Raw genomic sequence first — 19,813 nt, 5'->3', positions numbered from 1 at the left:
GTCTCGCAGCCGCGGGCCGCGAGACGCACTCCGTCTCGGAGAAACCGTGACACGTGGTGAATGCACATGCCGTCGCGGAAACGGACGGCTTTGACAACACCTCCCATCCTCCGCAGGCACGGACCGGCACCCGCTGTCCATTTGAACGGTTGCGGCCAGCCGAAAGGACAGCACCACTACAAGACAGGCTGGCTAACCTGGAAGGTATGGAGCTCACCGTCGCAGCCGAAGTGATCGCGGCACCCAAGCCCGAGACCCTGCCGCGCTTGTCCGCCGCCTTGGCTGACGTCATTCCCCATGCCGGGCTGGCCGAACTGATCACTTGTGCGCAGTCGCCCTTCCAGCTCCATGGGAGATCTCCCGGTGATGCCGGCTCGGCCGTCGCCATCGCCGAGGTGGCCGCACTGCGACCCCTGATCCCCGCCGGGGGAAGCTGGCAGGGCCGTGCCACCATGGCGGGCATCGAGGTACCCGTGGTGGCGTTGTCCAGTGCCCGCTCCGAGCCGAGCGCACTGCTGGTCCTCCTGCGAACCGAGGACACTCCCATGCCAGATGAGCATCTGGCACCCGTGTTGGCGTTGTGGGACCTGCTGACCGCCCACAGGGTAGGCGTGCAGACCGACGGGATCCCCCCGGGGAGACTGGCTGCGTCGCGCGCCGTGGCAGCCGCACGTGCGACGGCCATCTCCGAGCTGGGCGAAGCGCACGCAACCGCCCTCACCGCACTTCTTCACACGCTCCGCGATCGCGACCTGGACGACAGCGACGCCCGGACACGGGCAATCGACCTCACCGTCTCCGCCCTGTCCGAACTCCGTTCGCGAGCCGAACTCGATCAGGTGCTGGTGGAGGAGCGTGCCTCGGACGCCTTCGAGCGGCTCACCGACTCGCTGCGCCGGATCCTGCGCCCCGGCGGAGTACGGCTGGACCTTGGCATACCCGGCGCGGAGGAAGGCGCGGACCGGATGCTGCCCGGCGATGTCGTCAACACGGTATCTGCGGCGGTCCGGGCAGTCGTGCACGCTTCACTGGAGGATCAGGGCGTATCGGACGGCCGTCAAGTCAGCCGGATCCACGTCGGCTGGGAGGTCGACAAAGCAGATCTGCGCGCCACCGTCAGGGACGACGGGCCCGGAGCCTTGTCCCGGCACTCCTTCGATAGCCGTCGGGTCATCGAGCGGCTGTCGCCGCTCGGCGGGCGGCTCAAAGTGGACGCGGTGCCGGATTGGGGTACAACGGTGACAATCGAAGTCCCTCTCACACCGCCTGACACGCCCCGCCAGGACCCAGTCACCGGACTCGGCGCACGAGAGTTGGAAGTGCTGGAACAGCTGGCCCGGGGGCGTCGCAACCGGGACATCGCCCAGCAACTGCACATCAGCGAGTCGACGGTGAAGTTCCACCTGGCCAAGATCTTCGACAAGCTGGGCGTCAGCTCCCGCGGAGAGGCAGCTGCACTCGCCCATCAATGGGGCCCTAAATAGCGCGCGCCAAACGTGGTGGGGGAAACGCCATCATGAACGACTGGGGTGTGAGAAGATCCGCAGCCGCTGACCCGACTGAAAAATCGACACTCGGCGCACCCTGGACGGACTCCACGCACATGAGCGAAAGCTTGCCAAGAGTGTGACTCGCTGCGGCCCACGCGATGTAAACACGTGCCCACGGCGGCGCGGTGGCCGGGCCCGCGCAGAGCGTCTACGACGAGGTTCCCGGGCAGGCGGCTTAGAGGCTCTCAGTGACCTGGCCACGGTCGAAGAAGAGCCGGGGGAGCAGGGGGCCGTAGAGCAGCGTGAATTCGTCGGCGTTGATCTGGATACAGGAGGGTTCCAACAGTCTGTTCAGGTCCGCATGCCTGTCTTCCATGCGGCCTGGGCGGTCACGGCCAGCAGTCGATGCGGGTCCTGCCGGCGGAGACGGTCCGCAGGGAGAGTCGGGTCAGGCCGTCGACGCTGATCGCCTGGAGCCTCGCCTGCTCGACAGTGGCCGCGGCGCTGGTCAGGTCATGAGCGCGGAGCACCACTAGCGGAGGATCGGCCATAGAGCGCACTGTCTCGTCGGCCGACCAGTGGTCCCCCCGGGCGCTGCCGGAAGAGCCCGGAGTTTAGCGGCAGCTCGTTCGGCAGGGATTGCCCGTCCAACTCGCCCGGGCCTGGATGCCGCATCGTTCCCCATCGCTCGCGACTATCAGCGGTGTCGGCGGACCACCTGGTACGCCCGGTGGAGTCCAGCGCACCCGCGCCCGCCTGCTGGACGATCGCGCGTGATCTGCTGCCCGACGTCAAACCGACCGACCCGCCATATGCCTGCCAGCCTGTCTTGTTGTGGTGCTGTCCTTTCGGCTGGCCGTAACCGTTCAAATGGACAGCGACTGCCGGTCCGTGCCTGCGGAGGATGGGAGCTGTTGTCAAGCCGTCCGTTTCCGCGGCGGCATGTGCATGTGACAGGAGTATCCAGACATGAAGGCAGTCATCTACACCGAGTACGGCGGCTCCGAGGTCCTGCGGGTCGCCGAGGTCGAGGAGCCGCACGCCGGCCCCGGCCAGGTCCGGCTGAAGGTCATGGCCGTCGGCGTCAACCCCATCGACTACAGGATCCGCAACGGTTGGCTGCATCAAATGTTCCCCATGGCCTTCCCCGCTGTGCCGGGCGGTGAGGTGGCCGGCATCGTCGACGAGGTCGGCGAAGGCGTCACCGGCGTCTCGGTGGGAGATGAGGTGCTGGGCTTCAACGTCGCCCCCCGCTTTCCCGTCGCCGGCATCACCGGCGCGTACGCGCAGTACGCCCTCGCCATGGCCAGGGACGTCGCGCCCAAGCCGGCCGGGCTCAGCTGGGAGCTGGCCGCGGCGCTGCCCGTCGCCGTCGAGACCTCCGACCGCGTGCTGGACCTTCTCCACGTGACGTCCGGCGAGACGCTGCTGCTGCACGGGGCCGCCGGTGTCGTGGGCTCGGTCGGCGTCCAGCTCGCGGTGCGCCGTGGTGCCACCGTCATCGGTACTGCGTCCGAGGCCAACCACGACTTCCTGCGCTCGCTCGGAGCCATCCCCGTCACCTACGGCGACGGCGTCGTCGACCGGGTACGCACGGTCGCCCCGCAGGGCGTCGACGCCGTGTACGACGCCGGCGTCGACGCCCTGGAGATCTCTATGGAACTGCGCGGTGGCAGCACCGACCGCATCGTCACCATCCACGATGCCCGGGCCCCCGAGCTGGGCATCACCATGTCCACGGGCCCCAGGCCCCAGTTCGGCCCGCAACTCGCCGAATACGCCCGCCAAGCCGCCGACGGCCGGCTCAACGTCCGCATCGACCGCACCCTCCCCCTCACCGACGCCGCCCAGGCCCACCAGCTCAGCGAAGCCGGCCACCCCCGCGGCAAGCTCGTCCTCCTCCCCTGAACCACACCCCCCACCCCCTAACAAAACACCACCCGACACACAGCAACCAGGCCCCGGACGGGCGCTCGAAAGCCACCCGTCCATCGGACCGTAGCGAGCCAGGCCGGCAGAGCCTGCCCGAGCGGACCCGCCCGGAGCCAGTCCCCAGGACGGCATTGGGGGCACCACGCGTCGTACGGCGACTGCTCACGAAGAAATAGGCCTCCGGCAGCCGGAGTTTGCGGGGGCGTCCCAGGACTGGCAGGAAAAATTGAAGGTTTCTGGGGGGGGGATCGCAGCTGCTCCTGCAGGCGCCCGGTTTGCTCGCTTTGCAAGGAGATAGCCACATTGTCGAACCGCCGAGCATTCCTGACCGCCCTCGCTGGAGCCGGAGCGGCACTGACCGCCGCCGTCAAAGCGCCTGCGGCCGCTGCACCCGGCCGAACGCATGCCGTGAGCCGGAGCGGCCGCTATCCAGGGCCTATTCCCTGCCCACCGGCTTCTTCCCCGAAGGCATCATCACCGGTCGCGGCCCGTATGCATACGTCACCTCCCTGGCCAACGGCGACGTGTACAAACTCGACCTGGCCACCGGCGGAGGCCGGATCCTCACTCGGGGCCCGGGAGTGGGTGCCGCAGGCATCCACCTCGACGCCCGCGGCCGACTGTTTGTCGCGGGTGGGAGAAACGGCACTGTTCCCGTGATCAACGCCGGTACCGGGCAGGTCATCACCACCTACGACGTCAACGCCGAGGGCGGGCTGGTCAACGACCTCGTCCTTACCCGGGACGGGGTCTGGGTCACCGACTCGTTCGCCCCCGTGCTGTACAGGTTTCCACTCGGTCGCCGGGGAAGAGTTGCCCGCCCCGGCCGACGTGGTCCGTGTACCACTCGGCGGCGAGTTTGTCTTCCAGGACGGCTACAACGCCAACGGCATGTGCGCTCACGCCTTTCCGTCCCGACCCTCCATGATTACAGAGCGCGTCGTCCATGGACGTAGCGTGAGGATGCCCTTCGGTGCCGGGAGTCTGGGACTTGCGACGGTTTCAAACCACCCGCCTTGGCAGGGCATCGGCAAGATGCGACTCTCATTCACGTTGATGTGATCCCCCAGAGGGCCAAGTGCGCCACTCGGGCTACGGTGGAGCGTCCGGGTCGATACCGGGATGACGTCGAGGTGATGCGCACGGCACTGTCTGATCGTTCAGCCGTTCGGCATCTTCCGCACGTCCGCATCGGGCTCGAGCAGGCTGAGGTAGGCATCTCGCGACGGTTCAAGGTGCAGCGCACACAGGCGCATGAACTGTGTAGTGTCGCCGTCGCGCAAAGCCTCGACCATCGCTTCGTGCTCGTCGCGAGCGCGCTCCAGCAAGTTGTCGTTGACGACGGTCAGGGATCGGATCGGCGAGGCCATGAGGGCGTGCCGGCGTAGGTCGTCGACGAGGAGCCGGTTGGGAGCCAAGCCGAACAGTCGTTCGTGGAACGCCAGGTTCGCCCGGAGGGCAGACCGACGGTCACGCCGCGTCACCGCGGCCGCGTGCTCGCGCATGGCCTCCTCGATCGGGGCGAGCCGCGAACTCGACACCGGCATCTGGATCGCCTTGGCGCAGGCGACCTCGAGGAGCTCGCGAACCTCATAAAGGTCCCGTACTTCTTGCGCGGTGAACGACCTGACCAGTGCGCCGACGTGCGCCCGCTTCTCTACCGCCCCTCGGGATTCCAGTGCGGTGAGTGCGCTACGAACCACGTGTCGCTTGGCGTCGAACCGTTCCATCAGCGCGTCCTCGACCAGGCGCTCGCGGGGGTGGAGGAGGCCCATCGCGATGTCCTCTTCGAGTTCGGATGCGATCGCCTGCACCCGGAGGGAGGCCCGCTGCCTCGAAGTCGCCGAAGGCTGCGAGGTGGACTGCGCGGTCATGTGCGTCGATGGCCCTTCTTCTCGGGGCGTCATGGTCCCACGGCGCGTCGGCCCCAGATCCGTTCGGGGGCTTGCGTCGCCCTCAACCCTATGCTGTGATAACCCGCCAACTGGATTATCAATAATAAGGGCGATGAAATGGACCACGACGTGGTGCGCACCGGGATGCGCTCCAACCTGACCAGCTACGGCGACCCGGACTTCGCGCTGTTCCTTCGCAAGGCGTTCATCAAGGGCGCCGGCTACAGCGACGATGCGCTGGACCGCCCCGTCATCGGCATCGTCGACACCGAGAGCGAGTTCAATCCGTGCCACGGCAATGTGCCCCAGCTCATCGACGCCATCAAACGTGGCGTGATGCTGGCCGGAGGGTTCCCCCTGTCGTTCCCGACGATCTCGGTGCATGAGAGCTTCGCCCATCCGACCAGCATGTTTCTGCGCAACCTCATGTCGATGGACACCGAGGAGATGCTGCGCGCACTCCCGGTCGACGCCGTCGTGCTCATCGGTGGATGCGACAAGACCGTGCCTGCCCAGCTGATGGGCGCTGCCTCCGCCGGCAAGCCCGCCATCCAGCTCGTCACCGGTTCCATGCTCACCGGAAGCCACCGCGGTCGAACGGTCGGCGCCTGCACCGACTGCCGATCCTTCTGGGGCCGCTACCGGGCCGGTGAGATCGACGACCAGGAGATCGCCGAAGTCAACGGTCGGCTGGTCGGCTCGGTCGGCACCTGTTCGGTAGCCGGCACAGCGAGCACCATGGCGGCCGTCTCAGAGGCCATGGGCATCGCCCTGCCCGGCAGCGCCTCCCCGCCCGCCGTGACGGCTGACCGGATGCGCGTCGCAGAGGAGACCGGCCGTCGAGCCGTCGGTCTGGCCACCGAGCAGCTCACCATCGACCAGATCCTGACTCCAGCAGCCTTCAACAATGCCTTCCGTGTGCTGCTGGCCATGGGCGGCTCCACCAACGCCCTCGTGCACCTGGCGGCCATCGCGGGCCGTTGCGGTTACCCGCTCGACCTTGAGGCCTTCGACCAGATGGGCCGAGAGACCCCCGTTCTGGTCGATCTCAAGCCTTCGGGGGACCACTACATGGAAGATCTCCATCGTGCGGGCGGCGTGCAGCGCCTCATGCTTGAGATCCGCGACCAGCTCGAGCTCGACACCCTCACCGTCACCGGGCGGACGCTGCGCGAGGAACTCGACGACGCCCCCGCTCCCTTTGAGCAAGATGTCATCCGCGCCCGACAGAACCCGATCCACAGCGGCGGCAGCATCGCCGTCCTGCGTGGAAACCTGGCCCCGGGTGGATCAATCATCAAGCAGTCGGCAGCCACCGAAGGCCTCTTGGAGCACCGGGGCCGCGCCGTCGTCTTCGACGATGCCGAGGATCTTGCCGCCCGTATCGACTCCGACGACCTCGATGTCGAGGCGGACGACGTGCTGGTCTTGCGCAACATCGGTCCCGTGGGCTACCCCGGCATGCCCGAAGCGGGCTACATCCCCATTCCCCGCAAGCTCGCGCGCGCCGGAGTCAAGGACATCGTCCGCATCTCCGACGGACGCATGTCCGGCACCGCAGCCGGGACAATCGTCCTCCACGCCTCGCCCGAAGCGGCGACCGGAGGTCCGATCGGCCTGGTCCGCACCGGCGACATGATCACGCTGTCGGTGAGCCGGCGCATCCTCACGCTGGAAGTCTCCGACGAAGAACTCGCCGCGCGAGCCAAGGACGTCGTGGAGCGGCCCAAGCCGCGACGCGGTTACGCAAAGCTCTACGCCAATGAGGTGACTCAAGCCGAAGAGGGATGCGACTTCCGGTTCTTGCAGAACCCCGACACCACCACTTCCGTCCCACACGTCCTCTGAGGCATCAACGCCAAGTCAGGAGGGCTCATCGTGAGCCACGAAACCTGGGTCTGCACCGCCGCTGTGTTGGCGATCGGCGTCCTTCTTCTCCTCATCATCAAGTTCAAGGTCCAGGAGTTCCTGGCACTGCTGCTGACCACGCTCATCTTCGGTCTCGCAGTCGGCAACCAGCCGAACGACCTCATGAAGCTCATCGTCGCCGAGATGGGGGACTCGCTCGGCCAGCTGGCGCTCGTCATCTCCCTGGGAGCCATGTTCGGCACCGTTCTCCAACGCGCCGGCGCAGCCGAACGAATAGCACTGACCTTGGTGGAGAAGTTCTCCGACCGGACTGTGTCATGGGGCCTGGGCCTCGCTGGCTTCCTCGTCGCCACCTCCGTCTACATCGACGTCGCCATCGTCATCCTCGTGCCGATGCTCTACGGCGTCGCCCAGCGCACGGGTAAGTCCCTGCTGCACTACGGCATCCCGCTGTGCGCGGGTCTGAGCTGTGCGTACACCTTCATGCCGCCCGCACCTGGCCCCCTGGCCACGGCCGGCATCATGAACGCCGACATCGGCTTGGTCATCCTGTTCGGCGTCATCTGCGGTATCCCCGCGGTGTCCATCGCGGGACCGCTCTTCGGCCGATTCATCGCCAAGAAGATCATGGTCGTCCCTCCGGCTCTGGCTGTGGCCGGCATCGGTGGCGGCAGCGCCTCAGGCAGTGCCTCTCCGGCTTCCCTGGCTTCCCCGGCGTCATCGTCCGGTGGTGGACCCGGGACTGCCGACAGCAGCAGTTCCGCCAGGTCCACCGGACCCGGCGCCGAGGCGACCGGCGTCATGGAGATGTCGCCCGGGCGCCCCGGAAACCCCGATACCCTTCCCTCCTTCTGGGGCGTGGTGGGTGCGCTGCTCATGCCGCTGGTGCTGATCCTCATCGGGACCGTCGGGCGTGTCATCGGTGGGGACTCCACCGTGGTCACCTTCCTGACCTTCGTCGGCCACCCGGTCATGGCACTGCTCATCACGTCCTTGTTCAGCCTCTGGGCATTCGGCCTCAAGCGCGGTGCATCCCCGGGCGACCTTCAGCGTATGGCAAGCGATGCCCTCGGCCCGGCCGGCATGATCATCCTCGTCACTGGCGCCGGTGGTGTCTTCGGTGGCGTCCTGATCGCGTCCGGACTCGGGGACACCCTGTCCACTGCCATGCGAGATGCGAGCGTCCCGCTGGTCGTGTTCGGCTTCCTCGTCGCGGCAGTCATGCGAATCTCCCAGGGCTCCGGACTCGTCGCCATGATCACTGGCGCCACCTTCAGTTCACCCCTTGCCGAATCACTCGGTGCCAGCGACGCGACCATCGCCCTCACGTGCATCGCCATCGCTTGCGGAGGAGCAGGGTTCTCCCACGTCAACGACTCAGGATTCTGGATGGCCAACCGCTACTTCGGTATGAGCGTCGCCGAGACCCTGAAGACCTGGACCGTCATGAAGTCCCTCGTGGGGCTGACCGGCTTCTGCATGGTGCTGATCCTCAGCCTGTTCATCTCCTGAGCCCAGCTCACAAGGGAAGGAAACACCGTGACCATCGTCATTTCCTACAGTCCATCGCCCTCAGGCGAGGCGGCGCTCGCAGCCGGGATCACCGAAGCGCAGCTTCGCGGCACCGACGCGGTGATCGTGAACGTCTCGCACGGCAACATCGATTCAGGGCGCAAGGTCGCCACTCCCGCCCAGCTCGCAGCCGCCCAGCAGCGAGCCGCGGATGCGGGGGTCGCTGTAACGACCACCCAGCCCGACGACGCCCTCCCGCACTACGCCATCACGCGGACGGTCCAGGAAATCGACGCCGAACTCCTCGTCATCGGTCTGCGCAAACGCTCCGCCGTCGGCAAGATCGTTACCGGGAGCCTCGCGCGGGAGCTCCTGCTGAACCCGCCGTGCGACATCTACGCGGTACGCATGTGACGCCGCGCTCGACGCACCGGGCCCAGGTTCGACGTCGTGGTAGTGAGAGTTCGTGGCACTCGGCTGGGGTGCCGCACTCGGTCGGCAGGTACGAACGCTGGTGACCGTAGTCGCTCTGGGGTACAAGTGTCGGAAATCGCGTACGGCAATGGGCTGTTCGACAGCATGTTGATCGACACGCAATAGCTGAACGATGCGTTCGTACAGTATTGGACACACCCGTCACGACTCTCGACACTGCGGACGCCTACGTCTGCGGACTCGCCGAGACAGATTTTGGGACGCACGTTGAAGGGCGAGCGACGCGAGTCCGTCGAGGTGTGAACCAAGGTCTACTGGCGAGTCGGACTAGCGCACGAGGGAAGAACGAGACCGAACCCTCACGCGAGCACGCAACGACCGGCCGTGTGAGCGGCAGCTGCCCGGATCACGAGCCATCGACTCGGCCGGTGGAACTGACATGGTCTGGCATCCGATGGGGGATAAGCTTCCACCTCCGATGAGGGCTGTGGGGCGAGCGTGCCTCTCTGTGCTGGTGTCTGGGATGTGCGACGGTTCCAAACCACCTACCTCACATGATGCTCCTGGAAGCTCCGCTGATGAGATGAGTTTCGGCCACTGGACAGGTGGTATGCGGGGTCTCGCTGGCTTCGCAGGCAGGTGATGGCCCCCAGGAGGTCTCGGGCCGGCGCCGCAGGTATCGCCGACTGGTCTCCGCAGGCCCAGGACCGGGACGCCTCGGCCACGCCGAACTCGTAGTGAGGCAGGGCCGAGGCGTCGATTTGGTCAAACCTGTTGCACGAGGTCAGATGCGCTTTCGCCGCGCTCTGGGAGCGGCAGCTCCAGGACAGAGGCGGTCACTGCAGTCAGTGCCCTGGTCGGCCGTCTGCCGCACTGTGAGGTCACCAGGGCCCGGCAGAGGGCTCGGCGGTCGCAGACGTTGTCAGGCCGGGCGAAACCCACGCCTGACGACCGCCTTGGGCTAGCGTGTCAGTTCCAACGTCTTCTGGGCCAGCTCCAAGGCCTGGTCCACGCTCCGGTCGGCCAGGTAGGCGAAGTCCACGAAGACGTGGTTGACATCGGTTTCTTGGCGTGTGCGGAGGATGACGTCCACGACCGCCTCCACGCTCGACTCGGGCGTTGGGTTGATCCGCAGGATCGCGTCGATGTCCGCCGGGTCGTGGCCCTTTTCCGCGGCCATCTTGCGGACGTGCTCCAGGGGCCCGCTGACGGTGGCCGCGGGGTCGAACCTGTATCCGGGGTACAGCGCTGCCGCAGGCAGAATTCCGCTTCCTCGGCGGGCCGCCCTGCGGCGCGAGGCCGGGGTGAAGCCGGACAGGTAGATGCGTGGCCGGGGGCGCTGGACAGGTTTCGGACCGATGTGGGCGGCGGGGAAGGAATAGTGCGTTCCCTCGTGCTGCTCAACGGGGTCGGTGGTCCACACTGCCTCCAGCACGTCCAGGCACTCGTCCAGCCGCGCGCCCCGTTCCTTCCAGGGCACACCTGTTCCCTGATATTCCTCCGGCGACCAGCCGGTCCCGAGACCGGGGACTAGCCGCCCCCGGCTCACCACGTCAACGCCGCTCAGTGATCGGGCCAAGAGCAACGGCGAGTACCAGGGTGCGACGAGTGCGCTGGTGCCCAGCAATGCCCGCTCGGTTGCGGTCGCCGCCACGGACAATGCCACGAACGGGTCGAGCAGAGCGTTCATCTGCCATGGGATTGTGTCCGTGCCCTCGTAGCCTACGGTCGGGTCCACCGCGGCCAGCACGCGGTCACCTACCCAGAGACTGTCCGCGCCGAGTTCCTCGGCGGTCTGAGCGAAGTGGGCCACCTGGTCGAGATGTTGAGCCATCGCACCGTACTGGGGAAGGGCAAAACCTATGCGCATGCGTCCTCCTGTGGGGGGCCCTGCTGGATTGGTCAACCGGCGGGGAGAATTGGGACTACTGGAAGTGCGTCGCGGCGCAGGGTGAAGACAAGGGCTCGTTGTGCCGCGGGGTAGGAGTGGGATGGGTGCGTGGCCGCGAGAGGTTGATGGGCGGCGGACGGGGCCGAGCCCTGATAAGCGCGTCTTCACGAAGCCCGGTGGGCCCATAGCCCTTATCACACGCATCGTATGATTTTTGGGTAGGGTGACGCTATGTGCCCCACGCCCGTTCACCGCCGACAACCGACCCTGAGTAACCCGCGTGTCCAGCGCACCCGCGCCCGCGTCCTGAGCATCGCGCGGGAGCTCCTGCCCGAGGTCGGACCGATCGGACTGACCTACGCCCTGCTTGCGGAGCGGGCCGACGTCACGCGCCAGACCCTCTACCGGCACTGGCCCAACCGTGCCGCCCTGCTCTTCGACCTCATCCTGGAAGGGCCCGACCTCGGTGACTACCCTGAGCCGGGCAGCGATGTGCGAGCGGTGGCCACCGCCTGGCTCCGAAGCCTGCGCAACGGCACCAACGAGCCTGCCATCCGTGCCGCGGTCCTCGCGGTCACCGCCCAGGCCGACCACGACCCTGACAGCGCTCAGACCCTCGTCCGCATCATCGAGGACCGGCATGCTGCCTTGAACACACTGCTGGTACCTTCCGGCGTTCAGATTGGCGACGACGAATTCACTATGCTCTACGGGCCTGTCCTTGCTCGGCTCCTCCTCGACCGTGGTCAGGCGACCGATACCTTCATCGACGCTGTCGTCACCCAGTGGCTCACAGCGCTGGAGGGCACAGGCGCCCTGCCCCCACGAAACGCCGCGACCGAAGCCTGACCGCAGATGCGTGATTACCACCGGGACGCACCGCCAGCCGGCAGCCTCGTCATGAGGTGTCGCCATATCGCGTGGTCATGAAACTCGGCCAGGACCGTGCCGCCGGGGCGCGGCAATGGACGATGATGTGCTTCAACTCAATTGGCATCTCAGCTCCTTGAGCATGTGCGTGGCCCGGTTCCCTGGCAACGCGGCTGAGATCGCGGCTCGACGTCAGGGGGGCCCAGCGGCATGACGCTCCCATCTCGAAGGCCCGCACATGTGTTGAACGTTGCACGCCTGCCGTGGTTTGCACGCTGTCTGTCCTCCGAGGCCGGCGCGGTTCCGCATCCGCCTCATGTGCCCGTGTACATGGTCGGTCGGGCCGTCAGCCGGCGATTTTGTTCAGGTCCGCGACCGCATCGTCCGGCAGCATCAGACTCGCGGCGGCGACGTTTTCCCGCAGGTGTTCACGGGACGAGGTGCCGGGGATGAGCGCGATGTTCGGCGAACGGCGCAGCAGCCAGGCCAGCGCCACCTGCTGGGGTGAGGTCTCCAGCCGGGCTGCGACCTTCGCCAGCGTCTCGGACTGTAGTGGGGAGAAGCCGCCTAGTGGGAAGTAGGGCACGAATGCGATGTTCTCCGCGGCCGTGCGCTTCACCAGGGCGTCGTCCTGCCGGTTGGCAAGGTTGTACAGGTTCTGCACGCTCACCACAGGAGCGATTGCCAGGGCTTGGTCGAGTTGCGCGGCCGTCACCGTGCTCAGCCCCAGGTGCCGGATCAGTCCCTGTTCGCGCAGCTCGGCCAGCGCGCCGAACTGCTCGGCCAGCGAGTCGTCGTTCGGGGCATCCGCGTCACCCAGTCGCAAATTGACGACGTCCAGCGCCTCCAGACCGAGGTTCCGCAGGTTGTCGTGTACCTGCGCCTTCAGGTCCTCGGGGTGCCGGGACAGTATCCAGCTGCCGTCTGTCCCCCGGCGGGCTCCGACCTTGGTGACGATGTGCAGCCCCTTCGGGTAGGGGTGCAGGGCCTCCCGGATGAGCTCGTTGACGACCACCGGCCCGTAGTAGTCGGAGGTGTCGACGTGAGTGATGCCCACCTCCACCACCGCACGGAGCACCGCCACAGCCCGGGCACGGTCCTTCGGAGGGCCGAACACGTTCGGTCCGGCCAACTGCATGGCGCCGTACCCGACGCGGGTCAGGGTCAGACCGTCGGCCGGGGTGAGGGTGCCACCTAGCTGTGCAGACATGTCGTACCTCTCCAGATGGTGCTCAGGATGTCCAGGCCATCGAAGTCGTTCCGGTGACCTTGCCTTCCACCTTGCGCCCCTCGCGCCCGGGGTGGCAGTGCCCCAGCGTTCCTGGGAGTGACAGGGCCAGCCACTGTCGGCCAGGCGGCCGTACGGTGGGATGCATGGACGGATCGAACGCGCTTGGGGAGTTCCTGCGCGCCCGCCGGGCGATGGTAGGGCCCGAGGACGTGGGGTTGCCCGGTGGCGGTCTACGCCGGGTGCCGGGGCTGCGCCGCGAGGAGGTCGCGATGCTGGCCGGGATCAGCTCCGACTATTACTTGCGGCTGGAGCAGGGCCGGGACCGCAACCCGTCCGTGCAGGTGTTGGAGGCCGTCGCCCGTGTTTTGCGGCTGGACGCCGACGCGACGGCTCACCTCGTTGGTCTCGCCCAGGAACGGCCCACCGGGGGCGTACACCGGACACGGCAGGTGCCGGCGGGCCTGCTCCAGCTCATCGACGGCTGGCCGCGTAACCCCGCCTATGTCCAGAATCGCTACTACGACTGCCTGGCCGCAAACGCGCTCGCCACGGCGCTCACCCCCATCTTCCGTCCCGGCGTCAATCTGCTGCGGGCCGTCTTCCTTGACCCGGCCGAGCGCGAGCTGCGCCGCGACTGGGAGGACCTGACCTCGGAGGCCGTGGCCGCTTTGCGGTCCGAGGCCGGGGCGGATGTGGAGGATCCGCGGCTGCGCGATCTGGTCGGTGATCTATCCCTGCGCAGTGAACGCTTCCGCACCCTGTGGGCCCGGCACGAGGTACGGCCCCGCCGCGGCCGCGTGCATCATCTGACCCATCCTCAGGTCGGCGAGCTCGAACTACGCTCGCACAAGCTGTCCGTGGACGGCACGGACGGCCTCAATCTGGTCGTCTACCACGCCGAGCCAGGCAGTCGCAGTGCCGAACTGCTGGAGATCCTGGGCAGTCTCGGCGCACCCGAGGGCGAGTGGGACCAACGGCCAGGCGCAGAGGAACGGGTCGAGGATCCGTAGAGCCCCGGCCCGTTCGGAACTCCCTGGAGTGCTTCTCAGGGGCGCCGCGTAGTCGGCGGGGCGGGTGGTTGAGATCGCCCGCAGTACGCGGAGTTCACACATGGTCAATCGGCCGATCCGGCCTTGTACGGCACCTATGGTGTGCGTCACTCGGTTCATAAATCATACGATACGTATGATAAATTTTCAGTAATCACACATGCTGTGTGAGTTTGCTTTTGGGAATCGAACCCCTCTCGTTCTAGGAGTCCCTGTTGTTTGCTGCGATCACCTTCTCCGAGTACGGTGCGCCCGACGTGCTGACCTTGTCCGACGTTCCGACGCCGCACCCCGGACCGGGAGAGGTTCGCATCCGGGTCCGGGCCACCGCCGTCAATCCCATCGATCTCAAGCTGCGCTCCGGCGAGCTGGCCGGGATCATGCCGCTGGAGTTCCCGTTCGTCCCCGGCCAGGACGTGGCCGGCGTGGTTGACGAGGCGGGCGAGGGTGCCGCCTTCGCGCCGGGTGATGAGGTCTTCGGCTCGGCGCACCTCGGCGGCTATGGCGAGTGCGTAGTGCTGGATCGGCCGTTCGCCAAGCCCGCGGGGGTGTCGTTCGAGACCGCGGCAGCCATGGTCACCGTCGGCGAGACTGCCTACCGGGCGCTGGAACACCTCCACGTGGCGCCCGGGCAGACCCTGCTGGTCCACGGCGCGGGCGGCGCCGTCGGTGCCGTAGCTGTGCAGCTGGCAGTTGCGCGCGGTGTCACGGTGGTCGGCACCGCGGGCGACCATGACCTCGACCGGGTCGCCAAGCTCGGGGCCACGCCGGTCCGCTATGGCGAGGGCTGGGCGAAGCGGGTCCGGGACGCGGTGCCGGGAACGGTGGACCGGGTGCTCGACACCGCCGGCACGGGCGTCCTCGCCGAGTCCATCGCCCTGACCGGCGATGCTACGCGGGTCATCACCATCGCTGATCTGGCTTTCGCCGAGCACGGGGTGCGCTTCACCGGACTCGACCCTGCCGACCGCTTCCCGCAGGCCCTGCCCCTGCTGGCCGACCTCATCGCCGACGGCAGGCTCGAAGTGCCGGTATGGCGCACCTTCCCCCTCAGTGAGGCCGCCAGGGCTCACGCCGAGATCGAGGCCCACCACAACAAGGGCAAGGTCGTCCTCCTGCCCTGACGCCTCAGCCCCGCCAAGGTGTCGTCCGCCCGGGGACGAGAGTCCATCTCAGAACCACAAGAAAGTGAGCCAGCAATGAGTACCCAGACCGCGATACCCGAGGGCGATCTCGTCCAGATCGTCCAGGAGTACTACGACTCCGTCGACTCACGGGACGCCGCTCGCGTCGCCAACAACTACCTCGTGGCGCCGAACACGACGCTGCAGTTCAACGCCGACGACCCCATCGTGACCGTCGAGGCCATCAAGGAGTTCTCGGCGCAGCTCTTCCATATCGCCTCCGTCAGGCATTCGATGATCGATATCTGGACCACCCCGCTGATGGGTGACGTCGTGCCGGTGAACCTGGCGCCTGCTCGGTCCGCCTCCACGGTGACCGTCGTGTCCACCGCCCTGCCGACCTTCTCCGTCGATACGGGCTCGGAGGTGAAGCATGTCGCGATCCCGGCGACCTCGATCTTCACCATTGACATCGAGTCGGAGAAGTTCGTCTCGGTTCACAACATGTTCGACCTTGCCAAGGTCTATGCCGCCGTCGGCGGCTGACCGAAACAAGGGACGCCGACGCGTAGTATGGCAATAATCCGGACGGGACGGGCACGGCCGCAACTCCCCTGACTCACGCGACACGCCCCGATCCCTCATGCGCGATCGACTCCGCCGCGCCCGCAGCCAGGCAGTCTGCTCACTGTGCGAAAGCGGCGCAGAGAATCAAGTCGACTGTATCGGCGCTGTGGAGCCAATGACAGGTCAACGGGGGCGCGAATTGCTATCCCATCAAATCTGGATTTGGAAGGGTGCTTCAAGTTTTCGCGAGTCGGTAGAGCGAACGACCGGACCGAGATGGAGGACCGATGCTCAGGAAGATCCGTGACGACCTGTGGGAGACCGAGGGCGAGTCCCCATTTCCGGGGCTCACCACGCATGCCTATCTGTGGACGCCGCCGTCCGGAGGTAACGTGCTGTTCTACTCGACCGTCACCGACGCAGACTTCGATGAAATCGAGCGTCGGGGTGGCGTCGCGCACCAGTATCTGAGCCATCACGACGAGGCAGGGCCGATGGTGCGCGAGATCGCCAAGCGGTTCGGCTCTCGGCTGCACGCCGGGCGCGGCGACGCCAAGCGGATCGCGAACGTCGTCGACGGCGCCTTCTGGCTGGATGGCCGGCAGGTGGACGAGAACGGGGTAGAGGTTATCCCCACGCCCGGCCATACCTCGGGCAGCACCTGCTTTCTCGTGCGTGGTGCGCGCGGCGAACGTTATTTGTTCACCGGCGACACCATCTACACCGAGCGCGACGGCACATGGGCTGCCGGGAATCTGTCGTTCAGCGACCCGGATGCACTGGCGAGCAGCCTGAAACTGCTCGCCTCGCTACGGCCGGACGTGGTGGCCTCCAGCGCCGCTCCGGGAGGTGTCGGAGCGCACGACCTGCGCGACGGCGATGACTGGGCTGGCCATGTACGGGTTGCACTCGCCGGTCTCGGCCGCTGAAGGACTCGTAGTTCGGCATCACGACGCCGAAGAAGTCCACAGCCGCACTGTCCCCGCCGTGGCACAGGCCGCTGTCCGGGAAGCCCGGGGTGATGTCCCAGACGAAGCCAGGCTCCATGACCCCGTTGGTGATTTCCGAGGCCATCCCGGATTCAGAGGGCCTTGAAGCCCATGATTCCCACGGACGCCGAGGGGCGCGTGTCGTTCTGCAGCCCGGTCCGGCCGGGCAGTTGCGCCGACATCGCCCCAGGCCCGACAGCTCAGCTCGGACTGGCCCAGCTCCTGGCCGACGGCCCGTTCATGGAGCTCCTCGCGGATGCCGGCTATCAGGTGGTTGGGTCCAGTGGGGGGGCCTGCGCGTCGGTCTCCGCGGTGGCGATCACTTCACCAACCGGCTCGTCAGGGGGGCACGACTCGCATGACCGGGTCCGTTATTTGTCGACCAGCGACATGTGGTGCTCGTTGTAGCGATCTCCCTGTACCCCGATCCGGCCAGCGAGTTCGTTGAGGTCCGCCAGTTCGTCGGCGGAGAGCGGGAGTCGAGTGGCGCCGGCGTTTTCCTCGATGCGGGTGGTGCGCCGGGTTCCGGGGATCGGCACGATCGACGGATGCTGGGCGAGCAGCCAGGCGAGGGCCACCTGCCCCGGCGTGGAGTCCTTGGCCCGCGCGAGGGTGGTGATGTGCTCGACGAGCGCCTGGTTCGCCGTCCGGTTCTCGGCCGTGAACCTTGGAATGGTTGTGCGGACGTCGTCGGCCGCGAACGGCGTCGATGCGTCCACCGCCCCGGTCAGGAACCCCTTGCCGAGGGGGCTGAAAGGCACGAATCCGATCCCGAGCTCCACGCACGTCGGCAGGACCTCTGGCTCGGGATCCCGGGTCCACAGCGAGTACTCGCTCTGCACTGCCGTCACCGGGTGGACCGAGTGAGCACGGCGGATGGTCTCCGCACTGGCCTCCGACAGCCCGAAGCAGCGGACCTTGCCTTCCTGCACGAGTTCGCCCACCGTGCCGGCGACTTCTTCGATCGGCACCTCCGGGTCAACGCGATGCTGGTAGAAGAGGTCGAGCCTCTCGACCCCGAGCCGACTGAGGGAGGCCGTCGCGACGGAGCGGATCTGCTCGGGCCGGCTGTTAAGTCCGGCGATCGCACCGTCCTCGATGCGGAATCCGAACTTGGTGGCGATGACCACTTGGTCACGCACCGGAGAGAGGGCCTCTCCGACGAGTTCCTCGTTGACGTAGGGGCCGTACACCTCCGCCGTGTCGAAGAACGTGACCCCCAGTTCGACGGCTCCACGGAGCACGGCGATCATGTCGCTCCGGTCACCGGGGTTCGGGCCGTAGCTCTGCGACATGCCCATGGCGCCGAGGCCGATGGCGGAGACCCGGAGGTCGCGCCCGAGCGTTCGCGTGTGCATTCTTCCTCCTTGCCGGTGTTCTTGGTGCTCGATGCCCACGGCATCTGCTTGAGCGAAGCGGTTTGCGCATCGTTGATGAGTCGACCGTTCGGCGTGCATTTCCGACTTTCCGGCCTCGAGCTCTCATCACCGTACCCCGCTCTGAATCTCCGAAGGGGGGAAGGAATCTTCCCCGGATGATTTCCTCCCCTGCACAACGCCGGTCGACCGTGCGACCGTCAATACGCGGCAGACAGCGGCCCGGGTTGCCCTATCTGCCGCAGGGTCCTGAATGCAGAATTTTTGGCTCCAGTGAAGAACCGGCACCTTGCGTGAACCAATCGTGATGGCAAGGGCTGCCTTCAGATACACCCTGTTGGGAGAAACGTGTTCACCGTCAACGCGTACGCCGCTACGTCCGCGACCGAACCGCTCACCCGGACCACCGTCGAGCGCCGCGACGTCGGCCCGCACGATGTCCTCATCGAGATCAAGTACGCCGGCATCTGCCACTCGGACATCCACCACGTTCGTGAAGACCGGGGCCCGGTCCACTATCCGGTGGCACCCGGGCACGAGATCACAGGAGTAGTCACCCAGGTCGGTTCCGAGGTCGGGAAGCACGCCGTCGGTGACCGCGTCGGCGTCGGAAGGTGAGCAGGCTCGGTCTGGGGACCATGAACTTCGGCTGGGTCACCGACGAGTCCACCAGTTTGGCCATCCTCGACAGGGCTCTTGAGGAAGGCATTAACTTCGTCGACACCGCCGACGTCTACGGGGGGCCACAGTCTCCCGGCATGGAACTGGGCTATGGCCTCTCCGAAGAGATCATCGGCCGGTGGCTGGCCCAGGGCGGTGGCCGACGCGACCAGATCGTGCTGGCGACCAAGCTCTACCAGCCCATGGGGCCCGGCCCGAACGACAAGTACCTGTCGGCCTACAAGATCCGCAAGGCGGCCGAAGACAGCCTCCGACGGCTGCAGACCGATCACATCGACCTGTACCAGATGCACCACGTCGACCGTTCGACACCGTGGGACGAGATCTGGCAGGCAATGGAGCAACTCGTCCGCGAGGGCAAGGTCACCTACGTCGGCAGCAGCAACTTCGCCGGCTGGCACATCGCCACCGCCCAACAGGAAGCGGGCAAGCGCCACTTCCTCGGTCTGGTCTCAGAGCAGAGCCTTTACAACCTCAACGCCCGCACGGTCGAACTGGAACTGATCCCCGCACTGCGCCACTACGGCCTTGGCCTGATTCCGTGGAGCCCGCTGGGCGGAGGCCTGCTCGGCGGCGCCTTGAAGAAGGCCGACAGCGGTCGGCGCTCGTCTCCCGATTTCCTGGCCGTTGTCGAGCAGCATCGGTCTCAGCTCGAACGGTACGAAACCCTGTGCGCGGACCTCGGTGAGCGACCGGCGGACGTCGCCCTCGCCTGGCTGCTGCACAACCCGGCGGTCGCGGCCACCATCGTCGGGCCGCGAACGTCCGAGTAGTTGCACCAGACACTCCGGGCCCCGCACCTGACCCTGTCGGCGGAGATCCTGCAAGAGCTCGACGAGATCTGGCCCGGGCCGGGTGGAGAGGCTCCCGAAGCGTACGCCTGGTAGCTCGGTGAGCAAGGA

General features: G+C 66.8%; 15 protein-coding genes and 2 pseudogenes. 12 read left to right on the top strand and 5 right to left on the bottom strand.

Going from position 1 to position 19,813, the window contains the following annotated elements; translation table 11 throughout:
- Window positions 1–206: 206 nt before the first annotated feature.
- The gene (locus ACIBK5_RS26215; RefSeq protein WP_399023031.1) at window positions 207–1,484 is read left to right on the top strand and encodes a LuxR C-terminal-related transcriptional regulator; all 1,278 of its coding nucleotides are present in this window, start codon (window positions 207–209) and stop codon (window positions 1,482–1,484) included.
- Window positions 1,485–1,879: 395 nt separating this feature from the next.
- On the opposite strand, the gene ACIBK5_RS26210 is transcribed toward ACIBK5_RS26215, so the two are convergent.
- Complete coding sequence (locus ACIBK5_RS26210; RefSeq protein ID WP_399023029.1) at window positions 1,880–2,041, bottom strand: hypothetical protein; 162 nt, start codon at window positions 2,039–2,041, stop codon at window positions 1,880–1,882.
- Between the two features lie 418 nt (window positions 2,042–2,459).
- Between ACIBK5_RS26210 and ACIBK5_RS26205 the strand changes: the two genes are divergently transcribed.
- Window positions 2,460–3,398 (top strand): NADP-dependent oxidoreductase, encoded by a 939-nt coding sequence (locus ACIBK5_RS26205; protein ID WP_399023027.1) that lies wholly within the window; start codon window positions 2,460–2,462, stop codon window positions 3,396–3,398.
- A 1,184-nt stretch (window positions 3,399–4,582) separates the two neighbouring features.
- On the opposite strand, the gene ACIBK5_RS26200 is transcribed toward ACIBK5_RS26205, so the two are convergent.
- Window positions 4,583–5,296: a GntR family transcriptional regulator gene (locus tag ACIBK5_RS26200; protein WP_399023024.1), complete on the bottom strand. Its 714-nt coding sequence runs from the start codon at window positions 5,294–5,296 to the stop codon at window positions 4,583–4,585.
- Between the two features lie 138 nt (window positions 5,297–5,434).
- On the opposite strand from ACIBK5_RS26200, the gene ACIBK5_RS26195 reads away from it, so the two are divergent.
- Genes ACIBK5_RS26195 through ACIBK5_RS26185 form a run of 3 tightly spaced genes read left to right on the top strand, consistent with a single transcriptional unit; the run spans window position 5,435 to window position 9,112 of the window.
- Window positions 5,435–7,165, top strand: a complete 1,731-nt coding sequence (locus ACIBK5_RS26195) for an IlvD/Edd family dehydratase (protein WP_399023023.1) — start codon at window positions 5,435–5,437, stop codon at window positions 7,163–7,165.
- Window positions 7,166–7,195: 30 nt separating this feature from the next.
- Window positions 7,196–8,698 (top strand): GntP family permease, encoded by a 1,503-nt coding sequence (locus ACIBK5_RS26190; RefSeq protein ID WP_399023021.1) that lies wholly within the window; start codon window positions 7,196–7,198, stop codon window positions 8,696–8,698.
- 27 nt (window positions 8,699–8,725) lie between these two features.
- Window positions 8,726–9,112, top strand: a complete 387-nt coding sequence (locus tag ACIBK5_RS26185) for a universal stress protein (RefSeq protein ID WP_399023019.1) — start codon at window positions 8,726–8,728, stop codon at window positions 9,110–9,112.
- A 982-nt stretch (window positions 9,113–10,094) separates the two neighbouring features.
- On the opposite strand, the gene ACIBK5_RS26180 is transcribed toward ACIBK5_RS26185, so the two are convergent.
- The gene (locus tag ACIBK5_RS26180; protein WP_399023016.1) at window positions 10,095–11,003 is read right to left on the bottom strand and encodes a TIGR03619 family F420-dependent LLM class oxidoreductase; all 909 of its coding nucleotides are present in this window, start codon (window positions 11,001–11,003) and stop codon (window positions 10,095–10,097) included.
- A gap of 252 nt (window positions 11,004–11,255) precedes the next feature.
- Here ACIBK5_RS26180 and ACIBK5_RS26175 point away from each other — a divergent pair, with 252 nt between their 5' ends.
- On the top strand, window positions 11,256–11,873 hold the full coding sequence (locus tag ACIBK5_RS26175; RefSeq protein WP_399023014.1) for a TetR/AcrR family transcriptional regulator: 618 nt from the start codon (window positions 11,256–11,258) through the stop codon (window positions 11,871–11,873).
- A gap of 367 nt (window positions 11,874–12,240) precedes the next feature.
- On the opposite strand, the gene ACIBK5_RS26170 is transcribed toward ACIBK5_RS26175, so the two are convergent.
- Entirely contained in the window at window positions 12,241–13,104 is an 864-nt protein-coding gene (locus ACIBK5_RS26170; protein WP_399023012.1) for an oxidoreductase, read from the bottom strand.
- Between the two features lie 164 nt (window positions 13,105–13,268).
- Between ACIBK5_RS26170 and ACIBK5_RS26165 the strand changes: the two genes are divergently transcribed.
- From ACIBK5_RS26165 to ACIBK5_RS26150, 4 genes are all read left to right on the top strand, one after another.
- Window positions 13,269–14,135 (top strand): helix-turn-helix domain-containing protein, encoded by an 867-nt coding sequence (locus ACIBK5_RS26165; RefSeq protein ID WP_399023010.1) that lies wholly within the window; start codon window positions 13,269–13,271, stop codon window positions 14,133–14,135.
- A gap of 254 nt (window positions 14,136–14,389) precedes the next feature.
- A complete protein-coding gene (locus tag ACIBK5_RS26160; protein ID WP_399023008.1) occupies window positions 14,390–15,298 on the top strand; it encodes an NADP-dependent oxidoreductase in 909 nt (302 codons plus the stop codon).
- Between the two features lie 75 nt (window positions 15,299–15,373).
- Window positions 15,374–15,844, top strand: coding sequence for a nuclear transport factor 2 family protein (locus ACIBK5_RS26155; protein ID WP_399023006.1), 471 nt, complete (start codon window positions 15,374–15,376; stop codon window positions 15,842–15,844).
- A 308-nt stretch (window positions 15,845–16,152) separates the two neighbouring features.
- Window positions 16,153–16,794 (top strand): MBL fold metallo-hydrolase, encoded by a 642-nt coding sequence (locus tag ACIBK5_RS26150; RefSeq protein ID WP_399023004.1) that lies wholly within the window; start codon window positions 16,153–16,155, stop codon window positions 16,792–16,794.
- A gap of 431 nt (window positions 16,795–17,225) precedes the next feature.
- Here the strand turns inward: ACIBK5_RS26150 and ACIBK5_RS26145 are convergent, their stop codons facing one another.
- A complete protein-coding gene (locus tag ACIBK5_RS26145) occupies window positions 17,226–18,212 on the bottom strand; it encodes an aldo/keto reductase (protein WP_399023002.1) in 987 nt (328 codons plus the stop codon).
- Window positions 18,213–18,578: 366 nt separating this feature from the next.
- On the opposite strand from ACIBK5_RS26145, the pseudogene ACIBK5_RS26140 reads away from it, so the two are divergent.
- Window positions 18,579–18,842 (top strand): annotated as a pseudogene (locus ACIBK5_RS26140) (alcohol dehydrogenase catalytic domain-containing protein); the annotation flags it as partial.
- 2 nt (window positions 18,843–18,844) lie between these two features.
- A pseudogene (locus ACIBK5_RS26135) lies at window positions 18,845–19,798 on the top strand (aldo/keto reductase).
- Window positions 19,799–19,813: the final 15 nt, after the last annotated feature.

Origin of the sequence: Streptomyces sp. NPDC050546 (genome assembly GCF_044457425.1) — a bacterium.
In the GTDB taxonomy this organism is placed as follows: Bacteria; Actinomycetota; Actinomycetes; order Streptomycetales; family Streptomycetaceae; genus Streptomyces.
This window is presented reverse-complemented; position numbering and strand designations above follow the sequence as displayed.

Bases quoted from the DNA above. Each gene is read 5' to 3' on its own strand.
- ACIBK5_RS26215 (WP_399023031.1), top strand. From the start codon at position 207: ATGGAGCTCACCGTCGCAGCCGAAGTGATCGCGGCACCCAAGCCCGAG.
- ACIBK5_RS26210 (WP_399023029.1), bottom strand. From the start codon at position 2,041: ATGGCCGATCCTCCGCTAGTGGTGCTCCGCGCTCATGACCTGACCAGC.
- ACIBK5_RS26205 (WP_399023027.1), top strand. From the start codon at position 2,460: ATGAAGGCAGTCATCTACACCGAGTACGGCGGCTCCGAGGTCCTGCGG.
- ACIBK5_RS26200 (WP_399023024.1), bottom strand. From the start codon at position 5,296: ATGACCGCGCAGTCCACCTCGCAGCCTTCGGCGACTTCGAGGCAGCGG.
- ACIBK5_RS26195 (WP_399023023.1), top strand. From the start codon at position 5,435: ATGGACCACGACGTGGTGCGCACCGGGATGCGCTCCAACCTGACCAGC.
- ACIBK5_RS26180 (WP_399023016.1), bottom strand. From the start codon at position 11,003: ATGCGCATAGGTTTTGCCCTTCCCCAGTACGGTGCGATGGCTCAACAT.
- ACIBK5_RS26175 (WP_399023014.1), top strand. From the start codon at position 11,256: ATGTGCCCCACGCCCGTTCACCGCCGACAACCGACCCTGAGTAACCCG.
- ACIBK5_RS26170 (WP_399023012.1), bottom strand. From the start codon at position 13,104: ATGTCTGCACAGCTAGGTGGCACCCTCACCCCGGCCGACGGTCTGACC.
- ACIBK5_RS26165 (WP_399023010.1), top strand. From the start codon at position 13,269: ATGGACGGATCGAACGCGCTTGGGGAGTTCCTGCGCGCCCGCCGGGCG.
- ACIBK5_RS26155 (WP_399023006.1), top strand. From the start codon at position 15,374: ATGAGTACCCAGACCGCGATACCCGAGGGCGATCTCGTCCAGATCGTC.
- ACIBK5_RS26150 (WP_399023004.1), top strand. From the start codon at position 16,153: ATGCTCAGGAAGATCCGTGACGACCTGTGGGAGACCGAGGGCGAGTCC.
- ACIBK5_RS26145 (WP_399023002.1), bottom strand. From the start codon at position 18,212: ATGCACACGCGAACGCTCGGGCGCGACCTCCGGGTCTCCGCCATCGGC.